This window comes from Pseudomonas sp. PDM22 (assembly GCF_014851965.1).
Lineage (GTDB): Bacteria > Pseudomonadota > Gammaproteobacteria > Pseudomonadales > Pseudomonadaceae > Pseudomonas.
On record NZ_JACVAR010000002.1, the window covers coordinates 843,204 to 867,248 of the forward strand.

22 protein-coding genes are annotated in these 24,045 nt (G+C 66.0%); 8 read left to right on the top strand and 14 right to left on the bottom strand.

Annotated features, from left to right (window positions below):
* Positions 1–7: 7 nt before the first annotated feature.
* On the bottom strand, positions 8–706 hold the full coding sequence (gene tsaA / locus IB255_RS09530) for a tRNA (N6-threonylcarbamoyladenosine(37)-N6)-methyltransferase TrmO (protein WP_081517929.1): 699 nt from the start codon (positions 704–706) through the stop codon (positions 8–10).
* Between the two features lie 57 nt (positions 707–763).
* Positions 764–1,537 (bottom strand): SDR family oxidoreductase, encoded by a 774-nt coding sequence (locus IB255_RS09535; protein ID WP_081517930.1) that lies wholly within the window; start codon positions 1,535–1,537, stop codon positions 764–766.
* 173 nt (positions 1,538–1,710) lie between these two features.
* Here IB255_RS09535 and IB255_RS09540 point away from each other — a divergent pair, with 173 nt between their 5' ends.
* On the top strand, positions 1,711–3,294 hold the full coding sequence (locus tag IB255_RS09540) for an ArnT family glycosyltransferase (RefSeq protein WP_081517931.1): 1,584 nt from the start codon (positions 1,711–1,713) through the stop codon (positions 3,292–3,294).
* Here the strand turns inward: IB255_RS09540 and IB255_RS09545 are convergent.
* The 3 genes from IB255_RS09545 to rimO are packed head-to-tail and all read right to left on the bottom strand — an operon-like array spanning position 3,242 to position 5,451.
* Entirely contained in the window at positions 3,242–3,610 is a 369-nt protein-coding gene (locus IB255_RS09545) for a DUF2784 domain-containing protein (RefSeq protein WP_081517932.1), read from the bottom strand. The two genes, IB255_RS09540 and IB255_RS09545, sit on opposite strands and share 53 nt — an antisense overlap.
* 7 nt (positions 3,611–3,617) lie before the next feature.
* Positions 3,618–4,079, bottom strand: a complete 462-nt coding sequence (locus IB255_RS09550; RefSeq protein WP_081517933.1) for a DUF1456 family protein — start codon at positions 4,077–4,079, stop codon at positions 3,618–3,620.
* Positions 4,080–4,128: 49 nt separating this feature from the next.
* Entirely contained in the window at positions 4,129–5,451 is a 1,323-nt protein-coding gene (gene rimO / locus IB255_RS09555; RefSeq protein WP_081517934.1) for a 30S ribosomal protein S12 methylthiotransferase RimO, read from the bottom strand.
* A 244-nt stretch (positions 5,452–5,695) separates the two neighbouring features.
* On the opposite strand from rimO, the gene IB255_RS09560 reads away from it, so the two are divergent.
* A complete protein-coding gene (locus tag IB255_RS09560) occupies positions 5,696–7,600 on the top strand; it encodes a potassium transporter Kup (protein WP_081517935.1) in 1,905 nt (634 codons plus the stop codon).
* 185 nt (positions 7,601–7,785) lie between these two features.
* Here IB255_RS09560 and IB255_RS09565 read toward each other — a convergent pair whose 3' ends face one another.
* The 4 genes from IB255_RS09565 to IB255_RS09580 all read right to left on the bottom strand — a co-directional run bounded on the left by IB255_RS09565 (position 7,786) and on the right by IB255_RS09580 (position 10,565).
* Positions 7,786–8,052, bottom strand: a complete 267-nt coding sequence (locus tag IB255_RS09565; protein ID WP_081517936.1) for a DUF2790 domain-containing protein — start codon at positions 8,050–8,052, stop codon at positions 7,786–7,788.
* 267 nt (positions 8,053–8,319) lie between these two features.
* Complete coding sequence (locus IB255_RS09570) at positions 8,320–8,550, bottom strand: cytochrome Cbb oxidase CcoQ (RefSeq protein WP_081517937.1); 231 nt, start codon at positions 8,548–8,550, stop codon at positions 8,320–8,322.
* A gap of 1 nt (position 8,551) precedes the next feature.
* On the bottom strand, positions 8,552–9,979 hold the full coding sequence (gene ccoN / locus IB255_RS09575) for a cytochrome-c oxidase, cbb3-type subunit I (protein WP_151186357.1): 1,428 nt from the start codon (positions 9,977–9,979) through the stop codon (positions 8,552–8,554).
* Positions 9,980–10,130: 151 nt separating this feature from the next.
* On the bottom strand, positions 10,131–10,565 hold the full coding sequence (locus tag IB255_RS09580; protein WP_081517938.1) for an NUDIX hydrolase: 435 nt from the start codon (positions 10,563–10,565) through the stop codon (positions 10,131–10,133).
* Positions 10,566–10,687: 122 nt separating this feature from the next.
* Between IB255_RS09580 and rluB the strand changes: the two genes are divergently transcribed.
* The gene (gene rluB / locus IB255_RS09585) at positions 10,688–12,082 is read left to right on the top strand and encodes a 23S rRNA pseudouridine(2605) synthase RluB (RefSeq protein WP_081517939.1); all 1,395 of its coding nucleotides are present in this window, start codon (positions 10,688–10,690) and stop codon (positions 12,080–12,082) included.
* A 92-nt stretch (positions 12,083–12,174) separates the two neighbouring features.
* Here rluB and IB255_RS09590 read toward each other — a convergent pair whose 3' ends face one another.
* The 5 genes from IB255_RS09590 to IB255_RS09610 all read right to left on the bottom strand — a co-directional run bounded on the left by IB255_RS09590 (position 12,175) and on the right by IB255_RS09610 (position 16,980).
* Entirely contained in the window at positions 12,175–13,101 is a 927-nt protein-coding gene (locus tag IB255_RS09590; RefSeq protein WP_081518181.1) for a GGDEF domain-containing protein, read from the bottom strand.
* Between the two features lie 267 nt (positions 13,102–13,368).
* The gene (locus IB255_RS09595; RefSeq protein ID WP_081517940.1) at positions 13,369–14,112 is read right to left on the bottom strand and encodes a YciK family oxidoreductase; all 744 of its coding nucleotides are present in this window, start codon (positions 14,110–14,112) and stop codon (positions 13,369–13,371) included.
* Between the two features lie 58 nt (positions 14,113–14,170).
* On the bottom strand, positions 14,171–14,848 hold the full coding sequence (mupP, locus tag IB255_RS09600) for an N-acetylmuramic acid 6-phosphate phosphatase MupP (protein WP_139791535.1): 678 nt from the start codon (positions 14,846–14,848) through the stop codon (positions 14,171–14,173).
* On the bottom strand, positions 14,845–15,543 hold the full coding sequence (gene ubiG, locus IB255_RS09605) for a bifunctional 2-polyprenyl-6-hydroxyphenol methylase/3-demethylubiquinol 3-O-methyltransferase UbiG (RefSeq protein ID WP_081517942.1): 699 nt from the start codon (positions 15,541–15,543) through the stop codon (positions 14,845–14,847). Before ubiG ends, mupP begins: the two co-directional genes overlap by 4 nt.
* A 111-nt stretch (positions 15,544–15,654) precedes the next feature.
* Positions 15,655–16,980 carry a TRZ/ATZ family hydrolase gene (locus IB255_RS09610; RefSeq protein WP_081517943.1) on the bottom strand — a complete coding sequence of 442 codons (1,326 nt, stop codon included), beginning with the start codon at positions 16,978–16,980 and terminating at the stop codon, positions 15,655–15,657.
* A gap of 151 nt (positions 16,981–17,131) precedes the next feature.
* On the opposite strand from IB255_RS09610, the gene mtnA reads away from it, so the two are divergent.
* From mtnA to cysC, 5 genes are all read left to right on the top strand, one after another.
* A complete protein-coding gene (mtnA, locus tag IB255_RS09615) occupies positions 17,132–18,208 on the top strand; it encodes an S-methyl-5-thioribose-1-phosphate isomerase (RefSeq protein ID WP_081517944.1) in 1,077 nt (358 codons plus the stop codon).
* Between the two features lie 233 nt (positions 18,209–18,441).
* A complete protein-coding gene (gene gyrA, locus IB255_RS09620; protein ID WP_081517945.1) occupies positions 18,442–21,222 on the top strand; it encodes a DNA gyrase subunit A in 2,781 nt (926 codons plus the stop codon).
* Positions 21,223–21,236: 14 nt separating this feature from the next.
* Positions 21,237–22,322 (top strand): 3-phosphoserine/phosphohydroxythreonine transaminase, encoded by a 1,086-nt coding sequence (serC, locus tag IB255_RS09625; protein ID WP_151186365.1) that lies wholly within the window; start codon positions 21,237–21,239, stop codon positions 22,320–22,322.
* Positions 22,322–23,419 (top strand): prephenate dehydratase, encoded by a 1,098-nt coding sequence (gene pheA / locus IB255_RS09630; RefSeq protein WP_015478144.1) that lies wholly within the window; start codon positions 22,322–22,324, stop codon positions 23,417–23,419. Before serC ends, pheA begins: the two co-directional genes overlap by 1 nt.
* Before the next feature lie 79 nt (positions 23,420–23,498).
* Positions 23,499–24,014, top strand: a complete 516-nt coding sequence (gene cysC, locus IB255_RS09635) for an adenylyl-sulfate kinase (RefSeq protein ID WP_353620472.1) — start codon at positions 23,499–23,501, stop codon at positions 24,012–24,014.
* Positions 24,015–24,045 lie beyond the last annotated feature (31 nt).

Genomic DNA, 24,045 nt, shown 5'->3' on the forward strand with positions numbered 1-24,045 from the left:
GCAGGCTTCAGTCGGCGGCGGGTTGCAGGTCCAGCACGCGGATTTCGCCGTCGCTGGGGTAGTGCCAGTGCACGTCGAGGTCCCACAGGCGCACGCCATAGCGGCGCTCGGGCGGCGGCCTCTGGTAGGCCGGGCGTGGGTCCTGGGCGAGGCACTGCTCGACCAGTTCGCGCACCGGCTGGCCGAGGCGCAGGCCGTGCTCATGGGCCTGGCGCAGGGCTTCGTCGCTCCAGTGCACGGCGATGGGTGCGGGCGGAGCGTCGGCGATGGCGTTGTGTGCGTCCGGCACGCTATCGGCGTAGGGCACGTAGGGCTTGATGTCGATGACCGGGGTGCCGTCCAGCAGGTCGATGCCGGATAGCCAGAGGCGGCCGGGCTCGACCTTCTCCAGCTTCACCACCGACTGGCCAAGACCATTGGGGCGGTGGGTGGCGCGGGTGGCGAACACGCCCATCGACTGGTTGCCGCCCAGGCGCGGCGGGCGCACCTTCAGCCGCGGCTTGTCTTCCAGCGCCTGGTGGAAGAGGAAGATCAGCCAGACGTGGCTGACCTGCTCCAGGCCTGCCACCGCGTCGCCGGTATCGAATGGCGGCAGCAGTTCCAGCACGCCGGTCGCGGCCGGGGCCAGTTGCGGCTGGCGCGGGATGGCGAACTTCTCCTTGAAGCAGGAGCGGACGTGGCCGATCGGCGAGATGCTGTGGGACATGGCGGCACGGGCTGTTGCTGGGGCCGCCATGGTACCCGATTCCCCTCGTAGCGGGGCTCAGCCGAGGTGGAAGCCGCCATCGATGGGGATGATATTGCCGGTCATGTAGGCGCCGGCGGCGCTCGCCAGGCTGATTGCCAGGGCGGACATCTCTTCCTCGCGGCCCCAGCGGCGCATGGGGATGACGGCGGTGTCCTCGGCCATGGCCTGTTCGTCGTTGGCGATGTGGCGGGTCATCTTGCTGGGGAAGCGGCCGGGGGCGATGACGTTGACGTTGATGTGGTCCTTCACCAGTTCGCGGGCGAGCATGCGCGATAGCTGGTGCAGCGCGGCCTTGCTCGGGCCATAGGCGTAGGCGCTTTCGCCGTGGGAGGTGAGGCCGGCCACCGAGCCGATGTTGATCACCCGGGCCGGGTTCTGCGCGCTGCCGCCTTTCTTCAGCAGCGGCAGCAGTTGCTGGATGCAGCTGAACACGGCGGTGACGTTGAGCTGCATGACCTTCTCCCAGCCCGAGGCCGGATAGCTTTCCAGCGGTGCGCCCCAGGTGGTGCCGGCGTTGTTCACCAGGATGTCGAGTTGGTCCAGGCGCTCGTTCAGCTCGGCGGCCAGGGCGCGCGCACCTTCCTCGGTGGCGAGGTTGGCCGGCAGGCCGATGCACTCGCCGTACTGCGACAGCTCAGTGGCGGTGTCGGCGCAGGCGGCGCCATCACGGGCGCAGATGATTACCTTGGCGCCGGCTTCGAGCAGGCCCTGGGCGATCATCCGGCCGATGCCGCGGGTGCCGCCGGTGACCAGAGCGGTCCGTCCGGCGAGGGAAAAGTACGGGTGCATGAGCCTCTCCTGGCTGGGTTTTCGCCTCACCCTAGCGGTATCGCCGGGGCGCTCCGAGCACTATCCAATCGGCAAATGCCGACGCATTACGCGATGGCTGCATTTTCTTAACCTGCGCATAACCATCGCAGCCCTAGTGTCCGGCGCACGTTCGAGAGGCCGGGGGCCGGGTGATGCAGGGTTGGAGTAACGATCGCAAGGCGCTGGCACTATTGCTGGGCGCCACGCTGGTGCTGCTGGTGTTCGGGCTGGGCTCGCGCGAGGTCTGGGGGCCGGAAGTGCGCTGGGCGGACATTTCATTGCAGATGCTGCAGTCGGGCGACTACTTCGATCCCTACCTGCGTGGCGCGCCTTACTACGACAAGCCACTGCTGTCCTACTGGCTGATCACCGCGCCCGCCAGCCTGTTCGGCCTCAACCACTGGACGCTGCGTCTGAGCACCGTACTGGCCGGGCTGGGCAGCGTCTGGCTGACCTGGTGGCTGGGTGAGCGCCTGTTGCGCAAGGGAACTGGAGTGCTGGCTGGCTGGCTGCTGGCGACCACCTTCTACTTCCTGTTCTGGGCGCGGGTGGCGACGGCGGACATGCTCACGGTGTTCGGCGTGCTGGCGGCGCTGGCCTGGTACTGGCGTGATCCGGAGGACACACGGTTCTCGGGCTACCTGGGCTTCTTCCTGATCCTGTCGCTGACCTCGCTGTGCAAGGGCCTGATCGGCTTCGTCCTGCCGGGGCTGGTGCTGCTGCCGCACCTGTTCAGCGAGGGGCGCTGGCGCCGGCACCTGAACCTGCGGCTGATGGCGGCGCTGGCGGTGGCCGGTGCCGCCTACGCGATCCCCTTCGCGCTGTCGCACTTCTACGGCCAGCCCAGCTACGGTGAGAGCGGCCTGGCGCTGGTGTTCCGCGAGAACGTCGTGCGCTTCTTCCAGCCCTTTGATCATGAGGGGCCGATCTACACCTATCTGCTGTACCTGCCGGCCTACACGCTGCCCTGGGCGCCGTTGTGGATACTCGGCCTGTGGTTCGCCGCGCACCGCTGGCAGCAACTGCAACCCAACGCCCGCTGGCTGGTCTGGGCACTGGTGCTGCTGTTCGCCTTCTTCACCGCCAGCGGCGGCCGGCGCAGCTACTACGTGCTGCCGCTGGTGCCGTTCGCCCAGTTGCTGGCTGCCTGGTGGGTGGTCGAATCGCGGCACGAGCGCGGGCTCGCCGGGCTGGGCCGCATCTGGCCTCGGGTGGTGGGCGCGGGAGCGGTGCTGATGCTGCTGGTGGTTGGCGTGGCTTATCCGTGGAGCAACGGCGGTGGCGGGGTTCCGCTGTTCGCCAAGGAGGTGCGCGCCGTGGCGGAGCAGGCCGCGCCCTGGTCGCAGTGGCGGGTACTGATCCTCGGCGATGACGATGCACGCCTGCCGATGTACCTGGAGCAGCGCGGCGAACGCCAGGCGCATCCGTTCCTCTACATCCACTCCGGTTATCCACAGGGCGACAGCGCCGCGCTGTTCGACTGGCTGCGCAAGACTACCGGCGAGGACTGGGGCCCGGCGCGTACCCTGATCATTTCCCAGGTGACGCACGACGGAAAGCAGCCGCTGAACTGGCTGACGGCGGATCACCGGCTGATCGAGTCGAAGCTCAACAATGGCCAGCGCCTGGGCCATGCGAAGAACAAGGAGGCCAGCCTGGCGTATCTGCCCATGACCAATCCGCTCAGCGCGAACGCAGTGCCCGGTGCAGCAGAAGCAGGTAAGGCGGCAGATTGACCGCGACCACCACGAGGCCGAGCACGACCTGGGTCGCCTCGGTCAGGCCGGCGGGGTAGATCAGCGGGATCAGGTAGTGTTCGATGAAGCCGCCGCTGTAGCCACTGTCGCCGGCCAGCGCGCGGAAGTGGTTTTCCAGCGGGGTGAGCGGGCAGTAGAGGTGGAGGAACTCCACCGCCATGCCCCAGGCCGCCGCCGGCACGTGCAGCCAGGCCAGGCGCGGCCAGCGCAGCACCAGCAGGCCGCCGAGCAGCACGAAGAGGATGAACCCCAGGTGCAGCAGGACGACGGCGTCGGCGGCCAGGCGATAGAGCACGTTGGCCTCAGCGCTGCTGGCGCTGGGTCAGGCCCTTGAGGAAGTTGCGTAGCAACTGGTCGCCGCAGGGGCGGTAGTTGTTGTGGCCGGGTTTGCGGAACAGTGCACCCAGTTCGGTCTTGGTGACGATGAAGCTGACGCTGTCGAGGATCGCGAGGATGTCGTCATCGCGCAGCTCGAAGGCGACGCGCAGCTTCTTCAGGGTGATGTTGTTGGTCAGTGGCAGTTCCACCGGCGGCAGCGGGCGCGATTCGTCGCGGCCACGGCGATGCACGATCAGGCCGTCGAGAAAGTGCGCCAGCACGCGGTCGCTGCACGGCTTGAAGTCCGGCTCGTCGTCGCGGGCGAGGTAGGCGCCGATTTCCTCGGCACTGACGTTGAACCCGGCCAGCGCGGTGATCTCGGCCACCTGGGCATCGCGGATGTCCAGCAGGTAGCGCAGGCTGCGCAGCACGTCGTTGTTGGTCATGTTCTTACCCTTGAAATGAAAAGCCCCGCTTCAGCGGGGCTTTTGCGGATCAGACCAGTTCGGCCCAGAGGTCGTACTCGTCGGCGTCGGTGATGCGTACACGCACCTTGTCGCCCGGCTTCACGTCGAAGCTGTCGATGTACACGGCGCCGTCGATTTCCGGGGCGTCGGCGTAGGAGCGGCCGACCGCGCCTTCATCGTCCACTTCGTCGATCAGCACGTCGATTTCCTTGCCGATCTTCAGTTGCAGGCGGGCGGCGGAGATCGCCTGCTGGTGCGCCATGAAGCGCTCCCAGCGGTCCTGCTTGACGTCATCGGGTACGACGTCCAGGCCCAGGTCGTTGGCCGGAGCGCCTTCCACCGGGGAGTACTGGAAGCAGCCGACGCGGTCGAGCTGGGCTTCGGTCAGCCAGTCCAGCAGGTACTGGAAGTCTTCCTCGGTCTCGCCGGGGAAGCCGACGATGAAGGTGGAGCGGATGGTCAGCTCGGGGCAGATCTCGCGCCACTTCTTGATGCGCGCCAGGGTCTTGTCCTCGAAGGCGGGGCGCTTCATGGACTTGAGCACTTTCGGGCTGGCGTGCTGGAAGGGGATGTCCAGGTAGGGCAGCAGCTTGCCCTGGGCCATCAGCGGGATCACGTCGTCGACGTTGGGGTACGGGTAGACGTAGTGCAGGCGCACCCACACGCCCATCGAGGAAAGCGCCTCGCACAGCTCCAGCATGCGGGTCTTCACCGGCTGGCCGTCCCAGAAGTCCAGCTTGTACTTCAGGTCCACGCCGTAGGCGCTGGTGTCCTGGGAGATGACCAGCAGTTCCTTCACGCCGGCCTTGACCAGGCGCTGGGCTTCGCTGAGCACGTCGCCGACCGGGCGGCTGACCAGCTTGCCGCGCATCGACGGGATGATGCAGAAGCTGCAGCTGTGGTTGCAGCCTTCGGAAATCTTCAGGTAGGCATAGTGACGCGGGGTCAGCTTGATGCCTTGCGGCGGCACCAGGTCGATCAGCGGGTTGTGCTCGGCCTTGGGCGGGATCACCTCGTGGACGGCATTGACCACCTGCTCGTACTGCTGCGGGCCGGTCACGGCCAGCACGCTGGGGTGCACGTCACGGATGCTGTCTTCGGCGACGCCCATGCAGCCGGTGACGATCACCTTGCCGTTCTCGGCGATGGCTTCGCCGATGGCGTCCAGGGATTCGGCCTTGGCGCTGTCGATGAAGCCGCAGGTGTTCACCACCACCACGTCTGCGTCCTGGTAGGTGGGAACGATTTCGTACCCTTCCATGCGCAGCTGGGTGAGGATGCGTTCGGAGTCGACGGTCGCTTTCGGGCATCCGAGCGAGACGAATCCGACTTTGGGTGTGGCGGTGGACATGTGCGGCTAACCTCGAAGGGCGCGCTGGCGGCGCCTCTGATCAAAAAGTGCGCAATTCTAGCGGCGTCCCGCGCACTTGACCAGCCTCTCTGGGACAAGCTGTCGCACGCCGCCTGACAGCCCCGTTCGCCCGGTAATTCCGGGCAACACGCTCTATAGTCATTCAGAACCTTCGTACCCGGCTCTTGCATCGACGAAAGGGTCGGAGCAGGATGCGCCGAATTTTTTTGAGGAATTTTGTTACATGTCCGATGCAAGCGCCGGCACCGTTGAGCATGAGCAGCCCCATTCGAGCTCCGCGATCGGCCTGATGGTCGGCGCCGTGGGCGTCTGCTACGGCGATATCGGCACCAGCCCGCTGTACACCCTCAAGGAAGTCTTCGTCGGCGGATATGGCGTACAGGCCAACCACGACGGCGTTCTCGGCGTGTTGTCGCTGATCTTCTGGTCGCTGATCTGGGTGGTGTCGATCAAGTACGTGATCTTCGTACTGCGCGCCGACAACCAGGGCGAGGGCGGGGTGATGGCGCTGTCCGCGCTGGCTCGCCGCGCCGCCGCCGGGAAGCATCGGTTGCAGGCAATGGTGGTGATCGCCGGCCTGATCGGTGCGGCACTCTTCTATGGCGACAGCATGATTACCCCGGCGATCTCGGTCCTCTCTGCCATCGAGGGCCTGGAGATCGCCTTCGACGGCCTGGAGCACTGGGTGGTGCCGCTGTCGCTGATCGTGCTGGTCGGCCTGTTCCTCATCCAGAAGCACGGCACCGCGCGCATCGGCATTCTGTTCGGCCCGGTGATGGTGGCGTGGTTCCTCGCGCTGGCGGCGCTGGGCGCCTACGGCGTGTCGCGGCAGCCGGAAGTGCTGAAGGCGATGAACCCGGCCTGGGCCTTCAACTTCTTCGTTTCCCATCCGGGCATCGGCGTGGCCATCCTCGGCGCCACCGTGCTGGCGCTGACCGGCGCCGAAGCGCTGTACGCGGACATGGGCCACTTCGGCCGCAAGCCCATCGCCCGTGCCTGGTTCGCCCTGGTGCTGCCGGCGCTGGTGCTGAACTATTTCGGCCAGGGCGCGACCATCCTGGTCAACCCGGAAGCCGCGCGGAACCCCTTCTACCTGACCGCGCCGGGCTGGGCGCTGGTGCCGATGGTGGCGCTGTCCACTGCGGCGACGGTGATTGCATCGCAAGCCGTAATTTCCGGCGCCTTCTCGCTGACCCGCCAGGCCATCCAGCTCGGCTTCGTGCCGCGCATGTCGATCCAGCACACCTCCAGCCACGAGCAGGGGCAGATCTACATTCCGGGCGTGAACTGGGCGCTGATGGTCGGCGTGGTCCTGCTGGTGCTGGGCTTCGAATCCTCCGCCGCCCTGGCCTCGGCCTATGGCGTGGCGGTGACCGGGACCATGCTGATGACCACCCTGCTGATGGGCGTGGTGGTCTGGCTGCTGTGGAAGTGGCCGCTGTGGCTGGCGATTCCGTTCTTCCTGATGATGCTGTTCGTCGACACCCTGTTCTTCGCCGCGAACCTGCCCAAGGTCGTTCAGGGCGGTGCCTTCCCGGTGATCGCCGGTATCGGTCTGTTCATCCTGATGACCACCTGGAAGCGCGGCCGCCAACTGCTGGTGGACCGCCTCGACGAGGGCTCGCTGCCGCTGCCGCTGTTCATTTCCAGCATCCGCTCGCAGCCGCCGCACCGTGTGCAGGGCACCGCCGTGTTCCTCACTGCCCGCACCGACGCCGTGCCCCATGCGCTGTTGCACAACCTGCTGCATAACCAGGTGCTGCATGAGCAGGTCGTGCTGCTCACCGTGGTCAACGAAGACAGCCCGCGCGTGCCGCCGGACCGTCGCTTCGAGGTGGATGCCTACGGCGAGGGCTTCTTCCGCGTGGTGCTGCACTTCGGCTTCATGGAAGACCCGGACATCCCGCAGGCGCTCAAACTGTGCCACCTCAACGAGCTGGACTTCAGTCCGATGCGCACCACCTACTTCCTCAGTCGCGAGACGGTGATCCCGTCCAAGCTGATCGGCATGGCGCGCTGGCGCGAGGCGCTGTTCGCCTTCCTGCTGAAGAACGCCAATGGCAACCTGCGTTACTTCAACCTGCCGCTGAACCGGGTGATCGAGCTGGGGACGCAGGTGGAAATCTGAGTTTTCGCTGTATGAAAAAACGCGCCCAATGGCGCGTTTTTTCATTGTGGGTGCAGCCCCGTGCTGATGGCTCTTCGCAGGGGCGAACTGCATCGCTGTGCAGGAAGTCAGGATCGCCCCCCGACCGCCACCACAGGCTCGCGGGGTTGGGCCAAGACGGCCGGAGGACGATGTTCGCGAAAGGCTCAGCCCTGGCTGGTGCTGCCGCCCCATTCGAGGAAGCGGACCTTGTGGGTCTCGCCGTTGTGATCCTGGTAGACCATGTAGGCGGGCACGATGCCGACCTTGCCGGAGTTGTCGGTGCGGTGCAGAACCTTGTCGACGTCCAGGGACATGCCGTAGTGGTATTCGGTAACCGGCAGCTCGGCGCCGGGGTTCTTGATTGCGTCCTGGGCAAAAGCCATCGGGGCGAGGCTGGAGATGACAGCCGACACGACAGAGGCAAGCTTCATTCTTTATTCCCTCGATAAAACGCTCGGTGAGGGCCCGCTGGGGCCCTGAATGGGTTTGAAAGCCCCACCGGGGAGCACTGGCATCGATGATGTCTGTCCTGGGGTCCAGACAGGACAGGGGACGATGCTTCAGGCGTCCATCAGGTGGCGGGGCACGGGAGTGATATTCCTCCTCGGGCTGCCCGCCGGGAAATTGATGTGCTTGCTAATGAAAATTGATGGAGGTGATGCGGCGCTCTGTCGCAGGTACGCGCCCGAGGTGGCGCGCTAGGGCTGCCAGTCGCGCCAGTGCTCGCAGTCGCCCTGGCAGCGGCCGGGGCAGGCGCAGCCGGTGCGGCTGCGGCCCGTGGCTTTCTCCATGCGCTGGGCGGCTTCTTCGTCATCGGCGAAGGGCAGCATGCTGGCCTCCTCGATGCCCCGCTCGCGGTGCGCCCGCAGGCACCAGCCGACGCCGAAGTACAGCGCCAGCAGGCTGACCAGCCCCAGCCAGAGCGTCATCTCAGGCCATCCGCTCGGCGATGCGCAGGGCTTCCGGGCGCGCCTGGCGCACGGTCATCCAGGTGTTCCAGGCCATCAGCAGCATGCCGCCGAGGAACAGCATGCCGCCGCTCATGCGCACCACGAAGCCGGGGTGGCTGGCCTGCAGCGCTTCGACGAAGGAATAGGTGAGCGTGCCGTCGGCGTTCACCGCGCGCCACATCAGGCCCTGGGTGATGCCGTTGACCCACATCGAGGCGATGTAGAGGACCGTGCCGATGGTGGCTAGCCAGAAGTGTGCGTTGATCAGACCGATGCTGTGCATCTGTTCGCGACCGAAGACCTTGGGAATCAGGTGGTAGAGCGAGCCGATGGAAATCATCGCCACCCAGCCCAGTGCGCCGGCATGGACGTGGCCGATGGTCCAGTCAGTGTAGTGAGACAGGGCGTTGACGGTCTTGATCGCCATCATCGGACCTTCGAAGGTCGACATGCCGTAGAACGCCAGGGAAACCACGAGGAAGCGCAGGATCGGGTCGGTGCGCAACTTATGCCAGGCACCGGAGAGGGTCATCATGCCGTTGATCATGCCGCCCCAGCTGGGCGCCAGGAGGATCAGCGACATCACCATGCCCAGGCTCTGCGCCCAGTCGGGCAGCGCGGTGTAGTGCAGGTGGTGCGGGCCGGCCCAGATGTACAGGGTGATCAGCGCCCAGAAGTGCACGATGGACAGCCGGTAGGAGTACACCGGTCGTCCGGCCTGCTTGGGCACGAAGTAATACATCATCCCGAGGAAGCCGGTGGTGAGGAAGAAGCCTACTGCGTTGTGTCCGTACCACCACTGCACCATGGCATCGGTGGCGCCGGAGTACACCGGGTAGGACTTGAACCAGTCCACCGGAATGGCCAGGTGGTTGACGATGTGCAGCATTGCCGTAACGAGGATGAAGGCGGCGAAGAACCAGTTGCCCACATAGATGTGCGGAGTCTTGCGCTTCATCAGCGTGCCGAAGAACACCACGGCGTAGGCGACCCAGACGATGGCCATCCATACCGCGCCGGTGAACTCGATCTCGGCGTATTCCTTGGTGGTGGTGTAGCCCAGCGGCAGGGTGATCATCATGGTCACGATCAGCGCCTGCCAGCCCCAGAAGGTAAAGGCGGCGAGGCTGTCGGAGAACAGCCGCGTCTGGCAGGTGCGCTGCACCGTGTAGTAACTGGTGGCGAACAGTGCGCAACCGCCGAAGGCGAAGATCACCAGGCTGGTATGCAGCGGGCGCAGGCGCCCGAAACTGGTCCAGGGCAGGTCCAGGTTCAGTTGCGGCCAGACCAGCTGGGAGGCGATCAGAACCCCCATGGCCATGCCGATGACGCCCCAGACCACCGTCATGATGGCGAACTGGCGGACCACCTTGTAGTTGTACGCCTGCTCCGTGCTTCTCGTGTTCATGCTCGATTCCCGCTTGTGTCAGAACGTCCGGGCGCGCCATGGACTGCGAGTCCGACACGCTTCGGTGAGCGGGCAATCTAGGAAAATGCGCGGGCAGGAAACAGATTCAGATAGGCCGCGCAAATACGGATCAGCGGCCTGCGCTGCGGAATCAGGCGATGTCCCGCCGCCCTGCGAGGAAATGCCGCAGGCGTTCCTGCAGATAATCCACTGCCTCGTCATGGGCGAGGTATTCGCTGACCCGCATCAGGCGCCAGTACTGGCCTTCGTCGCCAAAGCGGATGGCCTCGAACTCGGCTTGCTCCAGGCGCGCCACCAGGAACCACGCCCAGGGCGCCGGGCCATGGGTGGCCGGGTAGCGGCGCTGCCATTCGATGCGCTGCTCGTCCAGGCGCAGGGCGAATTCTTCCTCCAGTTCGCGCAGCGCGCATTGCGCCGGCGTTTCGCCGCCTTCGCGGCCGCCGCCAGGGAAATCCCAGCAGCCGGGGTAGGGGATGCCGGGCTTCTCGTCGCGCTTGTAGACCACCAACTGGCCGGCGTGGAACAGCGCGAGCTTGGCGCCGGTGAAGTCGTCTTCTGGCTGCATGGCTTTCTTCCCCCTGTAAGTCGACTAGTCTTTCCCGACTGCGGACGGTGCTTTGCTGCCCGCAAGCGCGTATGATGCGCGACCTTTTTTATTCGTTGCATGCCACACCGGGAGGTGCCCAGATGACCGACACGCACGAAAACCTTGAAGAACTTACCCCAGCCCCGGCCGGCGAGAAACTGCAGAAAGTCCTCGCCCGCATGGGCGTCGGCTCGCGCCGCGACGTCGAAGCCTGGATCGAAGAAGGCCGCGTCAAGGTCAATGGCGCCGTGGCCACCCTCGGCCAGCGCGTAGGCGACCGCGATGCCATCGCCGTCGATGACCGCCTGCTCAAGCGCGAGAAGATCGAAGAGCACGTCCGTCGCGTGCTGATCTACAACAAGCCCGAAGGCGAAGTCTGCACCCGCGACGATCCGGAAGGCCGCCCGACCGTATTCGACCGCCTGCCGCGCCTGCGCAGTGGTCGCTGGATCAACGTCGGTCGCCTGGACATCAACACCACCGGCCTGCTGATGTTCACCACCGACGGTGAGCTGGCCAACCGCCTGATGCACCCGTCGTACGAGATGGACCGCGAGTACGCCGTACGCGTGCGTGGCGAAGTCGACGAAGAGATGATCGAGCGCCTGAAAGCCGGCGTGATGCTCGAAGACGGCCCGGCCAAGTTCAGCGACATCCAGGAAGCGCCGGGTGGCGAAGGCTTCAACCACTGGTACCACGTGGTGGTGATGGAAGGCCGTAACCGCGAAGTCCGCCGCCTGTGGGAATCCCAGGGCGTGGTGGTCAGCCGCCTGAAGCGCGTGCGCTTCGGACCGGTCTTCCTGACCTCCGAGCTGACCATGGGCCGCTACCGCGAGATGGGCCAGCGCGAGCTGGACATCCTCAGCGAGGAAGTCGGCCTGACGCCGATCGCCCTGCCGGCGGTCTCCACCAAGACCAAGGAAAAGGTCGAGCGCCAGGAGCGCAAGCTCGGCAAGAAGCTGGCGCCCAGCGAGCGTCCGGGCCGTGGCTCGCGTACCCGCACCGAGCGCGCCGAAGGCGAGCGTCCGCAGCGTGCTCCGCGTCCGGCTGCTGGTGAGCGTCCGGCCCGTGCTCCGCGCGATTCCGACGAGCGTCCGGCTCGCGCTCCGCGTGATGCAGGCGACCGTCCGGCGCGCGCCCCGCGTGGTGATTCCGCCGACAGCCGCGCCCCGCGCAAGCCGCGTGACGCCGGTGGCGATCGTCCTGCTCGTGCTCCGCGCGATGCGGGTGATCGCCCGGCTCGTGGCCCGCGCAGCGATGCTGGTGAAGGCCGCGCTCCGCGCAAGCCGCGTGACGGCGCCGATCGTCCGGCCCGTGGTCCGCGCAGCGATGCCGGCGAAGGCCGCGCACCGCGCAAGGCGCCGAGCGACCGCCCGGCTCGCGAGAAAGGCGCCCCGCTGGCCGAGCGTCCCGGCAAGCCGGTCGCCCGCAAGCCGATCGCCAAGCGTCGTCCGCAAGCTGCCGGTGACGGCATGCGTCCGGGCTTCAAGCGCTAAGCGACAGCAGTAAATGAAGAAGGGCTCCTCGGAGCCCTTTTTTATTGCCTGCGAATTACCCGGATGGGCTCTTCGTAGGAGCGAGGCAGGCGTCAGCTGGCGCAGGCCAGCCGGTTGCGACCGTCGCGCTTGGCCTCGTAGAGGGCGTTGTCTGCCCGACGCAGGAGATCGTCCACCGACTCGCCGCCATTGAGTGTCGCGCAGCCCAGGCTGATGGACAGCGGCAAGTGCTTGCCGTCGGCGGCCAGGTTCAGCTCCTCCACGGCAGCGCGAAGCCGTTCGCCCACCTGCACGGCGGAGACGCCGGGGGTGTTGGAGAGCAGTACGAGGAACTCCTCGCCGCCGAAGCGGAACACCATGTCGACGTTGCGCAGGCTGTTCTTCAGTGCCGTGGCCACGGCGCGCAAGGCGTCGTCGCCGACGCTGTGGCCGTGCTCGTCGTTGATCTGCTTGAAGTGGTCAAGGTCGAGCATGAGGATCGACAGCGGCAGCAGGTGCCGCCGCGCCACCTCGACCTCGCGGCCCAGGGTCTGGTCCATGGCGATGCGGTTGCCGGTGCCGGTCAGCGCATCACGCAGTGCCGACTGCACGGCGGCGCGGTAGAGCAGGGCGTTGCGCAGCGGGTAGAGCAGGCAGGCCATCAGCGATTCCAGCTGCGACAGCTCGGCCTCGGAGAAGCGCCGGGCGCGGCGGAAGCTGATCTCGCCGAGGTATTCGCTACCGTGGGTCAGGCGGTAGTCGGCGCTGTGCCGGGCCGCCTCGCCGAACTCCAGGCGCAGGTCGGCGCCGGCGTGGTAGTAGGCCATGTATTCCACCGGCAGCATCTGCTGGATCTCGCGGAAGAACACCGCCAGGATGCGCTCGGCCTCCAGGCTCACCTGCAATTGCAGGTTCAATTGCTGGCGCAATTCCAGCAGGTCCAGCGGACGCCGCGAGAGAGGGCGGGTGTCCTGGCTGGCTGCGCGCTGGAGCTTGGCAGCATCGAAATCGATGGTGTTGGACTGCTTGGGAGGAACCATGGCGGTGACCATTTTTACGGCGTTTGCGAAGGACGGAGCGATTTCCGTGCCAGGGCGCGGAAAGGCCTGAAAAGACGCCGTATTGACCGACCGATGGCGGTCAGGGTTCCCGAGGGGAGGAAGGTTTCGCCAGAAGTCTGGCGAAATAGTGGCACTTTGCCGGAGGGCGGTGAGCGATGGAGCCGGAAAATTGGCGGAAAGCGGCGTGGTTGCTGGGCTGCAGGCCGACGCCGCTGGTACGTCCGTGCCGGATCTTCAGGGGCGGAATCAGTCCTGGGCGTTGAAGGCCTGGCCGTTCACACCCTGGCTGTCCGGGCCCATGAGGTACAGGTAGACCGGCATGATCTCTTCCGGCGCCGGGTTGTTGTAGGCGTTCTCGCCCGGATAGGCGTGGGCGCGCATGGCGGTCCGGGTGGCGCCGGGGTTGACGCTGTTGGCGCGCACGCGGGTGATGTCCTCGCACTCGTCCGCCAGCACCTGCATCAGGCCCTCGGTGGCGAACTTCGATACCGCGTAGGCGCCCCAGTAGGCCCGACCCTTGCGGCCAACGCTGCTGGAGGTGAAGACCACCGAGGCGTCCTCGGAGAGCTTGAGCAGCGGCAACAGGGTGTGGGTGAGGCTGAACATGGCGTTGACGTTCACCTGCATGACGCGAGTGAAGTTGTCCGTGGATATCTGCTCGATGGGCGAGCGCAGGCCGAGGATCGAGGCGTTGTGCAGCAGGCCGTCGAGCTTGCCGAATTCTTTCTCGATCATCGCCGCCAGTTCGTCGTACTGGTGCGACAGGGTGGTTTCCAGGTTCAGCGGGATCACCACCGGTTCCGGATGGCCCGCGGCGACGATCAGGTCGTAGACCTCGTTGAGGTAGTCCTCGGTCTTGCCCAGCAGCAGCACGGTGGCACCGTGGGCGGCGAAGGCGAGCGAGGCGGCCCGGCCGATACCGCGGCCGGCGCCGGTCACCAGGATCACGCGGCCCTTGAGCAGGTCGGGGCGGGCGGAATAGTCGAACATGGTTTCTCCTTGGCGGAGCCCGTCAGCGCGACGGACAACGGGCTCGCGGGGATGGGGCTCAGCAGGAGCAGAGGGCGCGGTCGAGGACGGCGAGCAGGTCGCGGGGTGCGTCGACGATGACGTCGGCGCCCCAGTGCGCGGGGTTGTCGTCCGGGTGGATATAGCCGTAGCGCACGGCCGCGGTCTTGGTCCCGGCGGCGCGGCCCGACTCGATGTCGCGCAGGTCGTCACCGATGAACAGCACTTCGGACGGGTCGACCTTCAGCTGGCTGCAGGCCAGCAGGAGCATTTCCGGGTCCGGCTTGCTCCTGGTCACGTGGTCCGGGCAGACCAGCACGGCGGAGCGCTCGGCCAGGCCGAGCTGCTCCATGATCGGCGCGGCGAAGCGCACCGGCTTGTTGGTCACCACCCCCCAGATCAGGCGCGACTGTTCGATGCTCTCCAGCAGCTCGGTCATGCCGTCGTACGGGCGGGTGAAGACGGCGCAATGCTCCTGGTAGCGGTCGAGGAACTCCTGGCGCAGGGCCTCGAAGCCGGGGGCCTCCGGGTCCATGTCGAAGGTCGCGGCGACCATGGCGCGGGCGCCGCCGGAAACCACGTCCTGGATGCGCTGGTCATCGATTGGCGCACGGCCATGGGCGGCAAGCATCGCCTGGCACACGGCGATGAAGTCCGGCGCGGTGTCCAGCAGCGTGCCGTCCATGTCGAAGAGAACCGCTCTGAGCATGCGACTCACTCCTCGCGCAGGGTCTGGATCATGTAGTTGACGTCGACGTCGCCCGCCAGCTTGTAGTGCTTGGTCAGCGGGTTGTAGGTCAGGCCGATGATGTCCTTGACCGCCAGGCCCGCGTCACGCGACCAGGCGCCCAGCTCGGAGGGGCGGATGAACTTCTTGAAGTCGTGGGTGCCGCGCGGCAGCAGGCGCATCACGTACTCCGCACCGACGATGGCGAACAGGTAGGCCTTCGGGTTGCGGTTGATGGTGGAGAAGAACACCTGGCCGCCGGGCTTGACCATTCGGTAGCAGGCGCGGATGACCGAGGCCGGGTCCGGCACGTGCTCGAGCATCTCCAGGCAGGTCACCACGTCGAACTGCTCGGGCATCTCTTCGGCCAGGTCTTCGGCGGTGATGCGGCGGTATTCCACCGGCACGCCGGATTCCAGCTGGTGCAATTGGGCGACCGCCAGGGGCGCTTCGCCCATGTCGATGCCGGTGACGGTGGCGCCGCGCTGGGCCATGGCTTCGCTGAGGATGCCGCCGCCGCAGCCGACGTCGAGCACCTTCTTGCCGGCGAGGCTGACGCGCTCGTCGATCCAGTTGACCCGCAGCGGGTTGATGTCGTGCAGGGGCTTGAACTCGCTTTCGCGGTCCCACCAGCGGTGGGCGAGGGCCTCGAATTTGGCGATCTCGGCGTGGTCGACGTTGCTCATGGTGTCCCTATTGATCAAAAAGCTGGAAACGAAGGCTGACTATGATGCCAGCTTCGTTCACTGGATGGGGCGCGGCATGACAGATTGTCGCAGCGCCAGGGGCGTCGGGGCTCAGGCGCCGGCGATCCTGCGGCCCCACTCGCCGGCGACGGCGATCAGGCGTTCTTCGTCCTGGCGGGTGAGCTTGCCGTTGTCCAGCAGTTGCTTGCCGCCGACCCAGACATGCCGCACGCAGTCGCGGCCGCTGGCATAGATGACCTGCGAGACCGGCTCGTACACCGGCTGCTGGGCCAGTCCCGAGAGGTCGAAGGCAGTGAGGTCGGCGGACTTGCCCAGCTCCAGACTGCCGGTTTCCTGCTCCATGCCCAGCGCGCGGGCGCCGTTCAGGGTGGCCATGCGCAGCGCACGGTGGGCGTCCAGCGCGGTGGCCTGGCCGGCCACGGCCTTGGCCAGCAGCGCGGCGGTGCGGGTTTCGCCGAGCAGGTCGAGGTCATTGTTGCTGGCGGCGCCGTCGGTGCCGATGGCGATGTTGACGCCGGCCTGCCACAACCGCTCCACCGGGCAGAAGCCGCTGGCCAGCTTTAGGTTGGATTCTGGGCAATGCACCACCGAGCTGTTGGTTTCCACCAGCATGACCAGGTCCTCGTCGCTCACCTGGGTCATGTGTACCGCCTGGAAGCGCGGGCCGAGCAGGCCGAGACGGTGCAGGCGGGCCAGCGGCCGTTCGCCGTGCTTTTCCACTGCCTGCTGGACCTCGAAGGCCGTCTCGTGGACGTGCATGTGGATGCCGGCGTCGAGCTCCTCGGCGAGCATCAGGATGTTTTCCAGCTTGTCGTCGCTGACCGTGTAGGGCGCGTGCGGGCCGAAGGCGACCTTGATGCGCGGGTGGTGCTTGAGGTCGTCGCGCAGCGCCAGGCCCTGGCGGATCGCCTCGTCGGCGTCGCGGGCGCCGGGGATCGGGAAGTCCAGCACCGGCACGCTGATCTGCGCGCGTACGCCGGCCTTGTGCACCACCTCGCAGGCGACCTGCGGAAAGAAGTACATGTCCGAGAAGCAGGTGATGCCGCCCTTGAGCTGCTCGGCGATGGCCAGTTCGGTGCCGTCGCGGACGAAGTCCTCGCTGACCCACTTGGCTTCCGCCGGCCAGATGTGCTCCTGCAGCCAGGTCATCAGCGCCAGGTCGTCCGCCAGGCCGCGGAACAGGCTCATCGCCGCGTGGCCGTGGGCGTTGATCAGGCCGGGGGAGAGCAGCATGCCCGGCAGCTCGCGGGTTTCCGTGGCCGGATGGCGCAGCGCTTCGGCGCGCGGGGCGAGCAGGGCGATGCGGCCGTCGCGGATGCCCAGGCCGTGATCGCGCAGGACGACGCCAGCGGGCTCGACGGGGACGATCCAGGTGGGGAAGAGCAGCAGGTCGAGCGGGACTTTTTCGGTCGGCATGAAGCGCATCCTGGGCGCGTGGATAAAGGCGCCGAGTATAGCCGAGCACCAGGGCTTCAGGCTCGGTATACTCGGCCGCTTCCCGGTGTTTCCGGGTGATTCCCGTGGCGCCGGAGCGGCCCGCGATTCCATTGAAATGAAGAGGTGTTCCATGCGTGAGCGACTGTTGGCGGCCGAACGGGTCACGGCCATTGATTGGCGCAAGGGCACACTCCGTCTGCTGGACCAGCGCCTGCTGCCGCTGGAGGAAACCTGGCTGTCGTACGAGACCGCCGAAGGCGTAGCCGACGCCATTCGCCAGATGGTCGTGCGCGGCGCGCCGGCGATTGGCATCGCCGCTGCCTATGGCCTGGTGCTGGGCCTGCGTGCCCGTGTGGCCGCTGGTGGCGACTGGCGCGCGGCACTGGAAGATGATTTCACGGTGCTGGCCGAGTCGCGTCCGACCGCAGTCAACCTGTTCTGGGCGCTGAACCGCATGCGCGACCGCCTGGAGCGCCTGAAGCCGGGCGAGGACCCGCTGCCGCTGCTGGAAGCCGAGGCCGTGGCGATCCACGAGAGCGACCGCGAGGCGAACCTGACCATGGCTCAACTGGGCGTGGATCTGATCCGCAAGCACCATGGCGGCCCGCAGAAGATTCTCACCCACTGCAACACCGGCGCCCTGGCCACCGGCGGCTTCGGCACCGCACTGGGCGTGCTGCGCGCGGCGCACCTGGAAGGGCTGATCGAGCGTGTCTACGCCGACGAGACCCGCCCCTGGCTGCAGGGCGCTCGCCTCACCGCCTGGGAGCTGGCCAACGAAGGCGTGCCGGTCACCCTGAACGTGGACGCGGCCGCCGCGCACCTGATGAAGACCGAAAGCATCACCTGGGTCATCGTCGGCGCCGACCGCATCACCGCCAACGGCGACGTCGCCAACAAGATCGGCACCTACCAGCTGGCGGTCACCGCCATGCACCACGGTGTGCGTTTCATGGTGGTTGCGCCCAGTTCGACCATCGACATGGGGCTGGAAAGTGGCGAAGACATTCCGATCGAGGAGCGCGACGGTCGCGAACTCCTGGAAATCGGCGGTAAACGTGTCGCGGCTGACGTCGAAGCCTTCAATCCGGTTTTCGATGTGACTCCGGCCGACCTGATCGACGCCATTGTGACCGAGCGCGGCGTCGTCGAGCGTCCGGACACCGAGCGGATGGCCCAGCTGATGAGCCGCAAGCGCCTGCACTGACGGGGCCTGCGGCAATTCATCGAGGGGCTTGGCCGAGGGTAGGGTTTGACCCTGGCTTGTGGTAAGCTCCGACGGTTCTTGATGGGGCATTTTTTCGGCCCCCACAGCATCGCGGATCAACGGCCAAGTCGTTGATTTGTAGAGAGTCGGTGGCGCTTTGATGGCGCACCGCGCTCCGCCGGGCTCAGGACGGGCTTGGCGGAGTCCCATTTGAAAAAGGAACCAGGCTTCTCATGGGCGAACTGGCCAAAGAAATCCTCCCGGTCAACATCGAAGACGAACTCCGACAGTCCTACCTCGATTACGCCATGAGCGTGATCGTCGGTCGTGCCCTGCCCGATGCGCGCGACGGCTTGAAGCCCGTGCATCGCCGCGTCCTGTACGCCATGAGCGAGCTGGGCAACGACTGGAACAAGCCCTACAAGAAGTCCGCCCGTGTGGTCGGCGACGTGATCGGTAAGTACCACCCGCACGGCGACACCGCGGTGTACGACACCATCGTCCGCATGGCCCAGCCGTTCTCGCTGCGCTACATGCTGGTCGACGGCCAGGGCAACTTCGGTTCGGTGGACGGCGACAACGCCGCAGCCATGCGATACACCGAAGTGCGCATGTCCAAGCTCGCCCATGAGCTGCTGGCGGACCTGGACAAGGAAACCGTCGACTGGGTGCCCAACTACGACGGCACCGAGCAGATCCCGGCGGTCATGCCGACCAAGATCCCGAACCTGCTGGTCAACGGCTCCAGCGGTATCGCCGTGGGCATGGCGACCAACATTCCGCCGCACAACCTCACCGAGGTGATCGACGGCTGTCTGGCGCTGATGGACAACCCCGAGCTGTCCATCGATGACCTGATGCAGTACATCCCCGGCCCGGACTTCCCGACCGCGGGCATCATCAACGGCCGTGCGGGCATCATCGAGGCCTATCGCACCGGTCGTGGCCGCGTCTATATCCGTGCCCGCGCCACCATCGAGGACATGGAGAAGGGCGGCAACCGCCAGCAGATCATCATCACCGAGCTGCCCTACCAGCTGAACAAGGCCCGTCTGATCGAGAAGATCGCCGAGCTGGTGAAAGAGAAGAAGATCGAAGGCATCACCGAGCTGCGCGACGAGTCCGACAAGGACGGCATGCGTGTGGTCATCGAGCTGCGTCGCGGGGAAGTGGGCGAGGTCGTGCTGAACAACCTCTACGCCCAGACCCAGCTGCAGAGCGTCTTCGGTATCAACGTGGTGGCCCTGGTCGATGGCCAGCCGCGCACGATGAACCTCAAGGACATGCTCGAGGTGTTCATCCGTCACCGCCGTGAAGTGGTGACCCGCCGGACCGTCTACGAGCTGCGCAAGGCGCGCGAGCGTGGCCACATCCTCGAAGGTCAGGCCGTTGCCCTGTCGAACATCGACCCGGTGATCGAACTGATCAAGACCTCGCCGACCCCGGCCGAGGCCAAGGAGCGCCTGATCGCCACTGGCTGGGAATCCAGCGCCGTGGAAGCGATGGTCGAGCGCGCCGGCGCCGATGCCTGCCGTCCGGAAGACCTGGACCCGCAGTACGGCCTGCGTGACGGCAAGTACTTCCTGTCGCCGGAACAGGCCCAGGCCATCCTGGAATTGCGCCTGCACCGCCTGACTGGCCTGGAGCACGAGAAGCTCCTGTCCGAGTATCAGGAAATCCTCACCCTGATCGGCGAGCTGATCCGTATCCTGACCAGCCCCGAGCGCCTGATGGAAGTCATCCGCGAGGAACTGGAGAAGGTCAAGGCCGAGTTCGGCGACGCCCGCCGCACCGAGATCGTCGCCTCGCAGATGGACCTGACCATCGCCGACCTGATCACCGAAGAAGAGCGCGTGGTGACCATCTCCCATGGCGGCTACGCCAAGTCCCAGCCGCTGGCCGCCTACGAGGCCCAGCGTCGCGGTGGCAAGGGCAAGTCCGCCAGTGGCGTGAAGGACGAGGACTACATCGAGCACCTGCTGGTCGCCAACAGCCACGCCACCCTGCTGCTGTTCTCCAGCAAGGGCAAGGTCTACTGGCTGCGCACCTTCGAGATCCCGGAAGCCTCGCGTACCGCCCGTGGCCGTCCGCTGGTGAACCTGCTGCCGCTGGACGAGGGCGAGCGCATCACCGCGATGCTGCAGATCGACCTGGAAGCCGTGCGCGCCCAGTTCGCCGGCGACGAGAACGATGACGACGACGTGGTCGCCGAGCAGGTCGCCGAAGTAGTGGAAGCCGAAGAGGCCGAAGAGGGCGACGACGCCGACTTCAGCCAGGACGAGCCGACCGGCGCGTACATCTTCATGGCCACCATGAAAGGCACCGTGAAGAAGACCCCGCTGATCCAGTTCACCAAGCCGCGCTCCAACGGCCTGATCGCCCTGAAGCTGGAAGAGGGTGACTCGCTGATCGCCGCCGCCATCACCGACGGTTCGAAGGACGTGATGATGTTCTCCGACGCCGGCAAGGTCATCCGCTTCAAGGAAAGCAAGGTGCGCATCATGGGCCGTAACGCCCGTGGCGTGCGCGGCATGCGCCTGGCCGAAGGCCAGCGCATCATCTCCATGCTGATCCCCGAGTGCCGCGAAGCGCAGATCCTCAGCGCCTCCGAGCGTGGCTACGGCAAGCGCACCCCGCTGGCCGACTACCCGCGTCGCGGTCGTGGTGGCCAGGGCGTGATCGCCATGGTGATCAACGAGCGTAACGGTAACCTGGTGGGCGCCGTACAGGTGCTGGACGGCGAGGAGATCATGCTGATTTCCGACCAGGGCACCCTGGTGCGTACCCGTGTCGACGAAGTCCGCGGCGCTGGCCGTAACACCCAGGGCGTGATCCTCATCAAGCTGGCCGCCGACGAGACCGTCGTGGGTCTGGAGCGGGTGCAGGAGCCGACGGTGGTGGAAGACGAAGACGACGTCATCGACGGCGAGATCGTCGAGGGCGAAGTGTCGGAAGAGAACCCAGAAGCAGGCGAAGCTGCGGCTGAAGAAGCCCCGCAGGCCAGCGAAGACTGATAGCGAGAGTGGATGTGAGCAAGCGAGCCTTTAACTTCTGCGCCGGTCCTGCGGCGCTTCCCACCGAGGTGCTGGAGCGCGCCCGCGCCGAACTGCTGGATTGGCAGGGCAAGGGCCTGTCGGTCATGGAGATGAGCCACCGTAGCGACGACTACGTGGCCATCGCCGAGAAGGCCGAACAGGACCTGCGCGACCTGATGGGCGTGCCGTCGAACTACAAGGTGCTGTTCCTGCAGGGCGGCGCCAGCCAGCAGTTCGCCGAGATCCCGCTGAACCTGCTGCCCGAAGACGGCGTGGCGGACTACGTGGAAACCGGCATCTGGTCGAAGAAGGCCATCGAAGAGGCTCGCCGCTACGGCAACGTCAACGTGGTTGCCAGTGCGTCCAAGTACGACTACTTCGCCATCCCCGGGCAGAACGAGTGGAACCTGTCCAAGGACGCCGCCTACCTGCACTACGCGTCCAACGAGACCATCGGCGGCCTGGAATTTGACTGGATTCCGGAAGTCGGCGACGTCCCGCTGGTGGTGGACATGTCCTCGGACATCCTCTCCCGCCCGACCGACGTGTCGAAGTTCGGCCTGATCTACGCCGGCGCGCAGAAGAACATCGGACCAAGCGGCCTGGTCGTCGTCATCGTTCGCGAAGACCTGCTGGGCCGCGCCCGCAGCATCTGCCCGACCATGCTCAACTACAAGGTCGCCGCCGATAACGGCTCCATGTACAACACCCCGGCTACCTACTCCTGGTACCTCTCCGGCCTGGTCTTCGAGTGGCTGAAGGAGCAGGGCGGCGTCGATGCCATGGAGCAGCGCAACCGCGCCAAGAAGGACATGCTGTACGGCTTCATCGACAACAGCGACTTCTACACCAACCCGATCCAGCCCAGCGCCCGCTCCTGGATGAACGTGCCATTCCGCCTGGCCGACGAGAAGCTCGACAAGGCCTTCCTCGAAGGCGCCGATGCGCGCGGCCTGCTCAACCTGAAGGGCCACCGTTCGGTGGGCGGCATGCGTGCCTCCATCTATAACGCCCTGGGCCTGGACGCCATCGAAGCCCTGGTTGGCTACATGGCCGAGTTCGAGAAGGAGCACGGCTGATGAGCGACGCTGACCAGCTCAAGGCTTTGCGCGTACGCATCGACAGCCTCGACGAGAAGATCCTCGAGCTGATCAGCGAACGCGCCCGCTGCGCCACCGATGTGGCGCGCGTGAAGATGGCCGCCCTGCCCGAAGGCGAGAAGCCGGTGTTCTACCGGCCCGAGCGCGAGGCGTGGGTGCTCAAGCACATCATGGAGCTGAACAAGGGCCCGCTGGACAACGAGGAAGTCGCTCGTCTGTTCCGCGAGATCATGTCCTCCTGCCTGGCCCTGGAACAGCCGCTGAAAGTGGCCTACCTCGGCCCGGAAGGCACCTTCACCCAGGCCGCGGCGCTCAAGCACTTCGGCCATGCGGTGATCAGCACGCCGATGGCGGCTATTGACGAAGTGTTCCGCGAAGTCGCCGCCGGTGCGGTGAACTTCGGCGTGGTGCCGGTGGAAAACTCCACCGAGGGTGCGGTCAACCACACCCTCGACAGCTTCCTCGAGCACGACATGGTGATCTGCGGCGAGGTGGAGCTGCGCATCCACCACCACCTGCTGGTGGGCGAGAACACCAAGACCAGCAACATCACCCGCATTTACTCCCACGCCCAGTCCCTGGCCCAGTGCCGCAAGTGGCTGGACGCGCACTACCCGAACGTCGAGCGCGTGGCGGTTTCCAGCAACGCCGACGCTGCCAAGCGGGTAAAGAGCGAGTGGAACAGCGCCGCGATTGCCGGCGACATGGCCGCCAGCCTGTATGGCCTGGACAAGCTGCACGAGAAGATCGAGGACCGCCCGGACAACTCCACGCGCTTCCTCATGATCGGCAACCAGGAAGTGCCGCCCACCGGCGACGACAAGACCTCCATCATCGTCTCCATGCGCAACAAGCCGGGCGCGCTGCACGAGCTGCTGGTCCCGTTCCACAACAACGGCATCGACCTGACCCGCATCGAGACCCGCCCGTCGCGCAGCGGCAAGTGGACCTACGTGTTCTTCATCGACTTCGTCGGCCACCACAAGGATCCGCTGATCAAGGATGTGCTGGAGAAGATCAACAGCGAAGCCGTTGCCCTGAAGGTGCTGGGCTCGTACCCCAAGGCCGTGCTTTGACATGGAGCGAAACGCCCGTCGGCGGTCGCCAATGGTCGACTGTACGGGGCGCGCAAGGCTGATGGCCCAGCGCCCTGGCATGGTATGGCTGACAGGGCTGAGCGGCTCCGGCAAGTCGACGCTGGCCGAAGCTCTCGAACAGCGACTGCACGCCGCCGGGCGGCATACCTACCTGCTGGATGGCGACATCCTCCGTCAGGGGCTGAATCGGGATCTGGGGTTCAGTGCCGAAGACCGCAGCGAAAATATTCGCCGGGTTGGCGAGGTGGGTGCGCTGATGGTGGATGCCGGGCTTATCACCATCGCTGCATTCATCTCACCGTTCCGTGCGGACCGCGATCGAGTCCGCCAGCTGTTGCCGGAGCGCTTTATCGAGGTTCATGTCTCCACGCCGCTGGAAGTGTGTGAGGAGCGGGATCCCAAAGGGCTCTACCGCAAGGCGCGAGCCGGTGAACTCAAGGGGTTCACCGGCATCGATGCTCCGTTTGAGGCGCCGCTGGCCGCCGAAGTGAGCATCGATACCTCCGTGCTGTCGGTAGAGGAATCTGTCCACCGTATCTGCGATTACATGGCTGCCGCCGGTTACATCGGGTAAATCTGCGCGGTCCCAGTCGAGAGAGATGTTC

Coding starts and splice junctions, on each gene's coding strand:
- gyrA (WP_081517945.1), top strand. CDS start 18,442: ATGGGCGAACTGGCCAAAGAAATCCTCCCGGTCAACATCGAAGACGAA.
- pheA (WP_015478144.1), top strand. CDS start 22,322: ATGAGCGACGCTGACCAGCTCAAGGCTTTGCGCGTACGCATCGACAGC.
- IB255_RS09610 (WP_081517943.1), bottom strand. CDS start 16,980: ATGCCGACCGAAAAAGTCCCGCTCGACCTGCTGCTCTTCCCCACCTGG.
- ubiG (WP_081517942.1), bottom strand. CDS start 15,543: ATGAGCAACGTCGACCACGCCGAGATCGCCAAATTCGAGGCCCTCGCC.
- tsaA (WP_081517929.1), bottom strand. CDS start 706: ATGTCCCACAGCATCTCGCCGATCGGCCACGTCCGCTCCTGCTTCAAG.
- IB255_RS09580 (WP_081517938.1), bottom strand. CDS start 10,565: ATGCAGCCAGAAGACGACTTCACCGGCGCCAAGCTCGCGCTGTTCCAC.
- rluB (WP_081517939.1), top strand. CDS start 10,688: ATGACCGACACGCACGAAAACCTTGAAGAACTTACCCCAGCCCCGGCC.
- IB255_RS09595 (WP_081517940.1), bottom strand. CDS start 14,112: ATGTTCGACTATTCCGCCCGCCCCGACCTGCTCAAGGGCCGCGTGATC.
- ccoN (WP_151186357.1), bottom strand. CDS start 9,979: ATGAACACGAGAAGCACGGAGCAGGCGTACAACTACAAGGTGGTCCGC.
- IB255_RS09550 (WP_081517933.1), bottom strand. CDS start 4,079: ATGACCAACAACGACGTGCTGCGCAGCCTGCGCTACCTGCTGGACATC.
- cysC (WP_353620472.1), top strand. CDS start 23,499: ATGGTATGGCTGACAGGGCTGAGCGGCTCCGGCAAGTCGACGCTGGCC.
- rimO (WP_081517934.1), bottom strand. CDS start 5,451: ATGTCCACCGCCACACCCAAAGTCGGATTCGTCTCGCTCGGATGCCCG.
- IB255_RS09535 (WP_081517930.1), bottom strand. CDS start 1,537: ATGCACCCGTACTTTTCCCTCGCCGGACGGACCGCTCTGGTCACCGGC.
- IB255_RS09570 (WP_081517937.1), bottom strand. CDS start 8,550: ATGACGCTCTGGCTGGGGCTGGTCAGCCTGCTGGCGCTGTACTTCGGC.
- IB255_RS09590 (WP_081518181.1), bottom strand. CDS start 13,101: ATGGTTCCTCCCAAGCAGTCCAACACCATCGATTTCGATGCTGCCAAG.
- mtnA (WP_081517944.1), top strand. CDS start 17,132: ATGCGTGAGCGACTGTTGGCGGCCGAACGGGTCACGGCCATTGATTGG.
- IB255_RS09540 (WP_081517931.1), top strand. CDS start 1,711: ATGCAGGGTTGGAGTAACGATCGCAAGGCGCTGGCACTATTGCTGGGC.
- IB255_RS09565 (WP_081517936.1), bottom strand. CDS start 8,052: ATGAAGCTTGCCTCTGTCGTGTCGGCTGTCATCTCCAGCCTCGCCCCG.
- IB255_RS09560 (WP_081517935.1), top strand. CDS start 5,696: ATGTCCGATGCAAGCGCCGGCACCGTTGAGCATGAGCAGCCCCATTCG.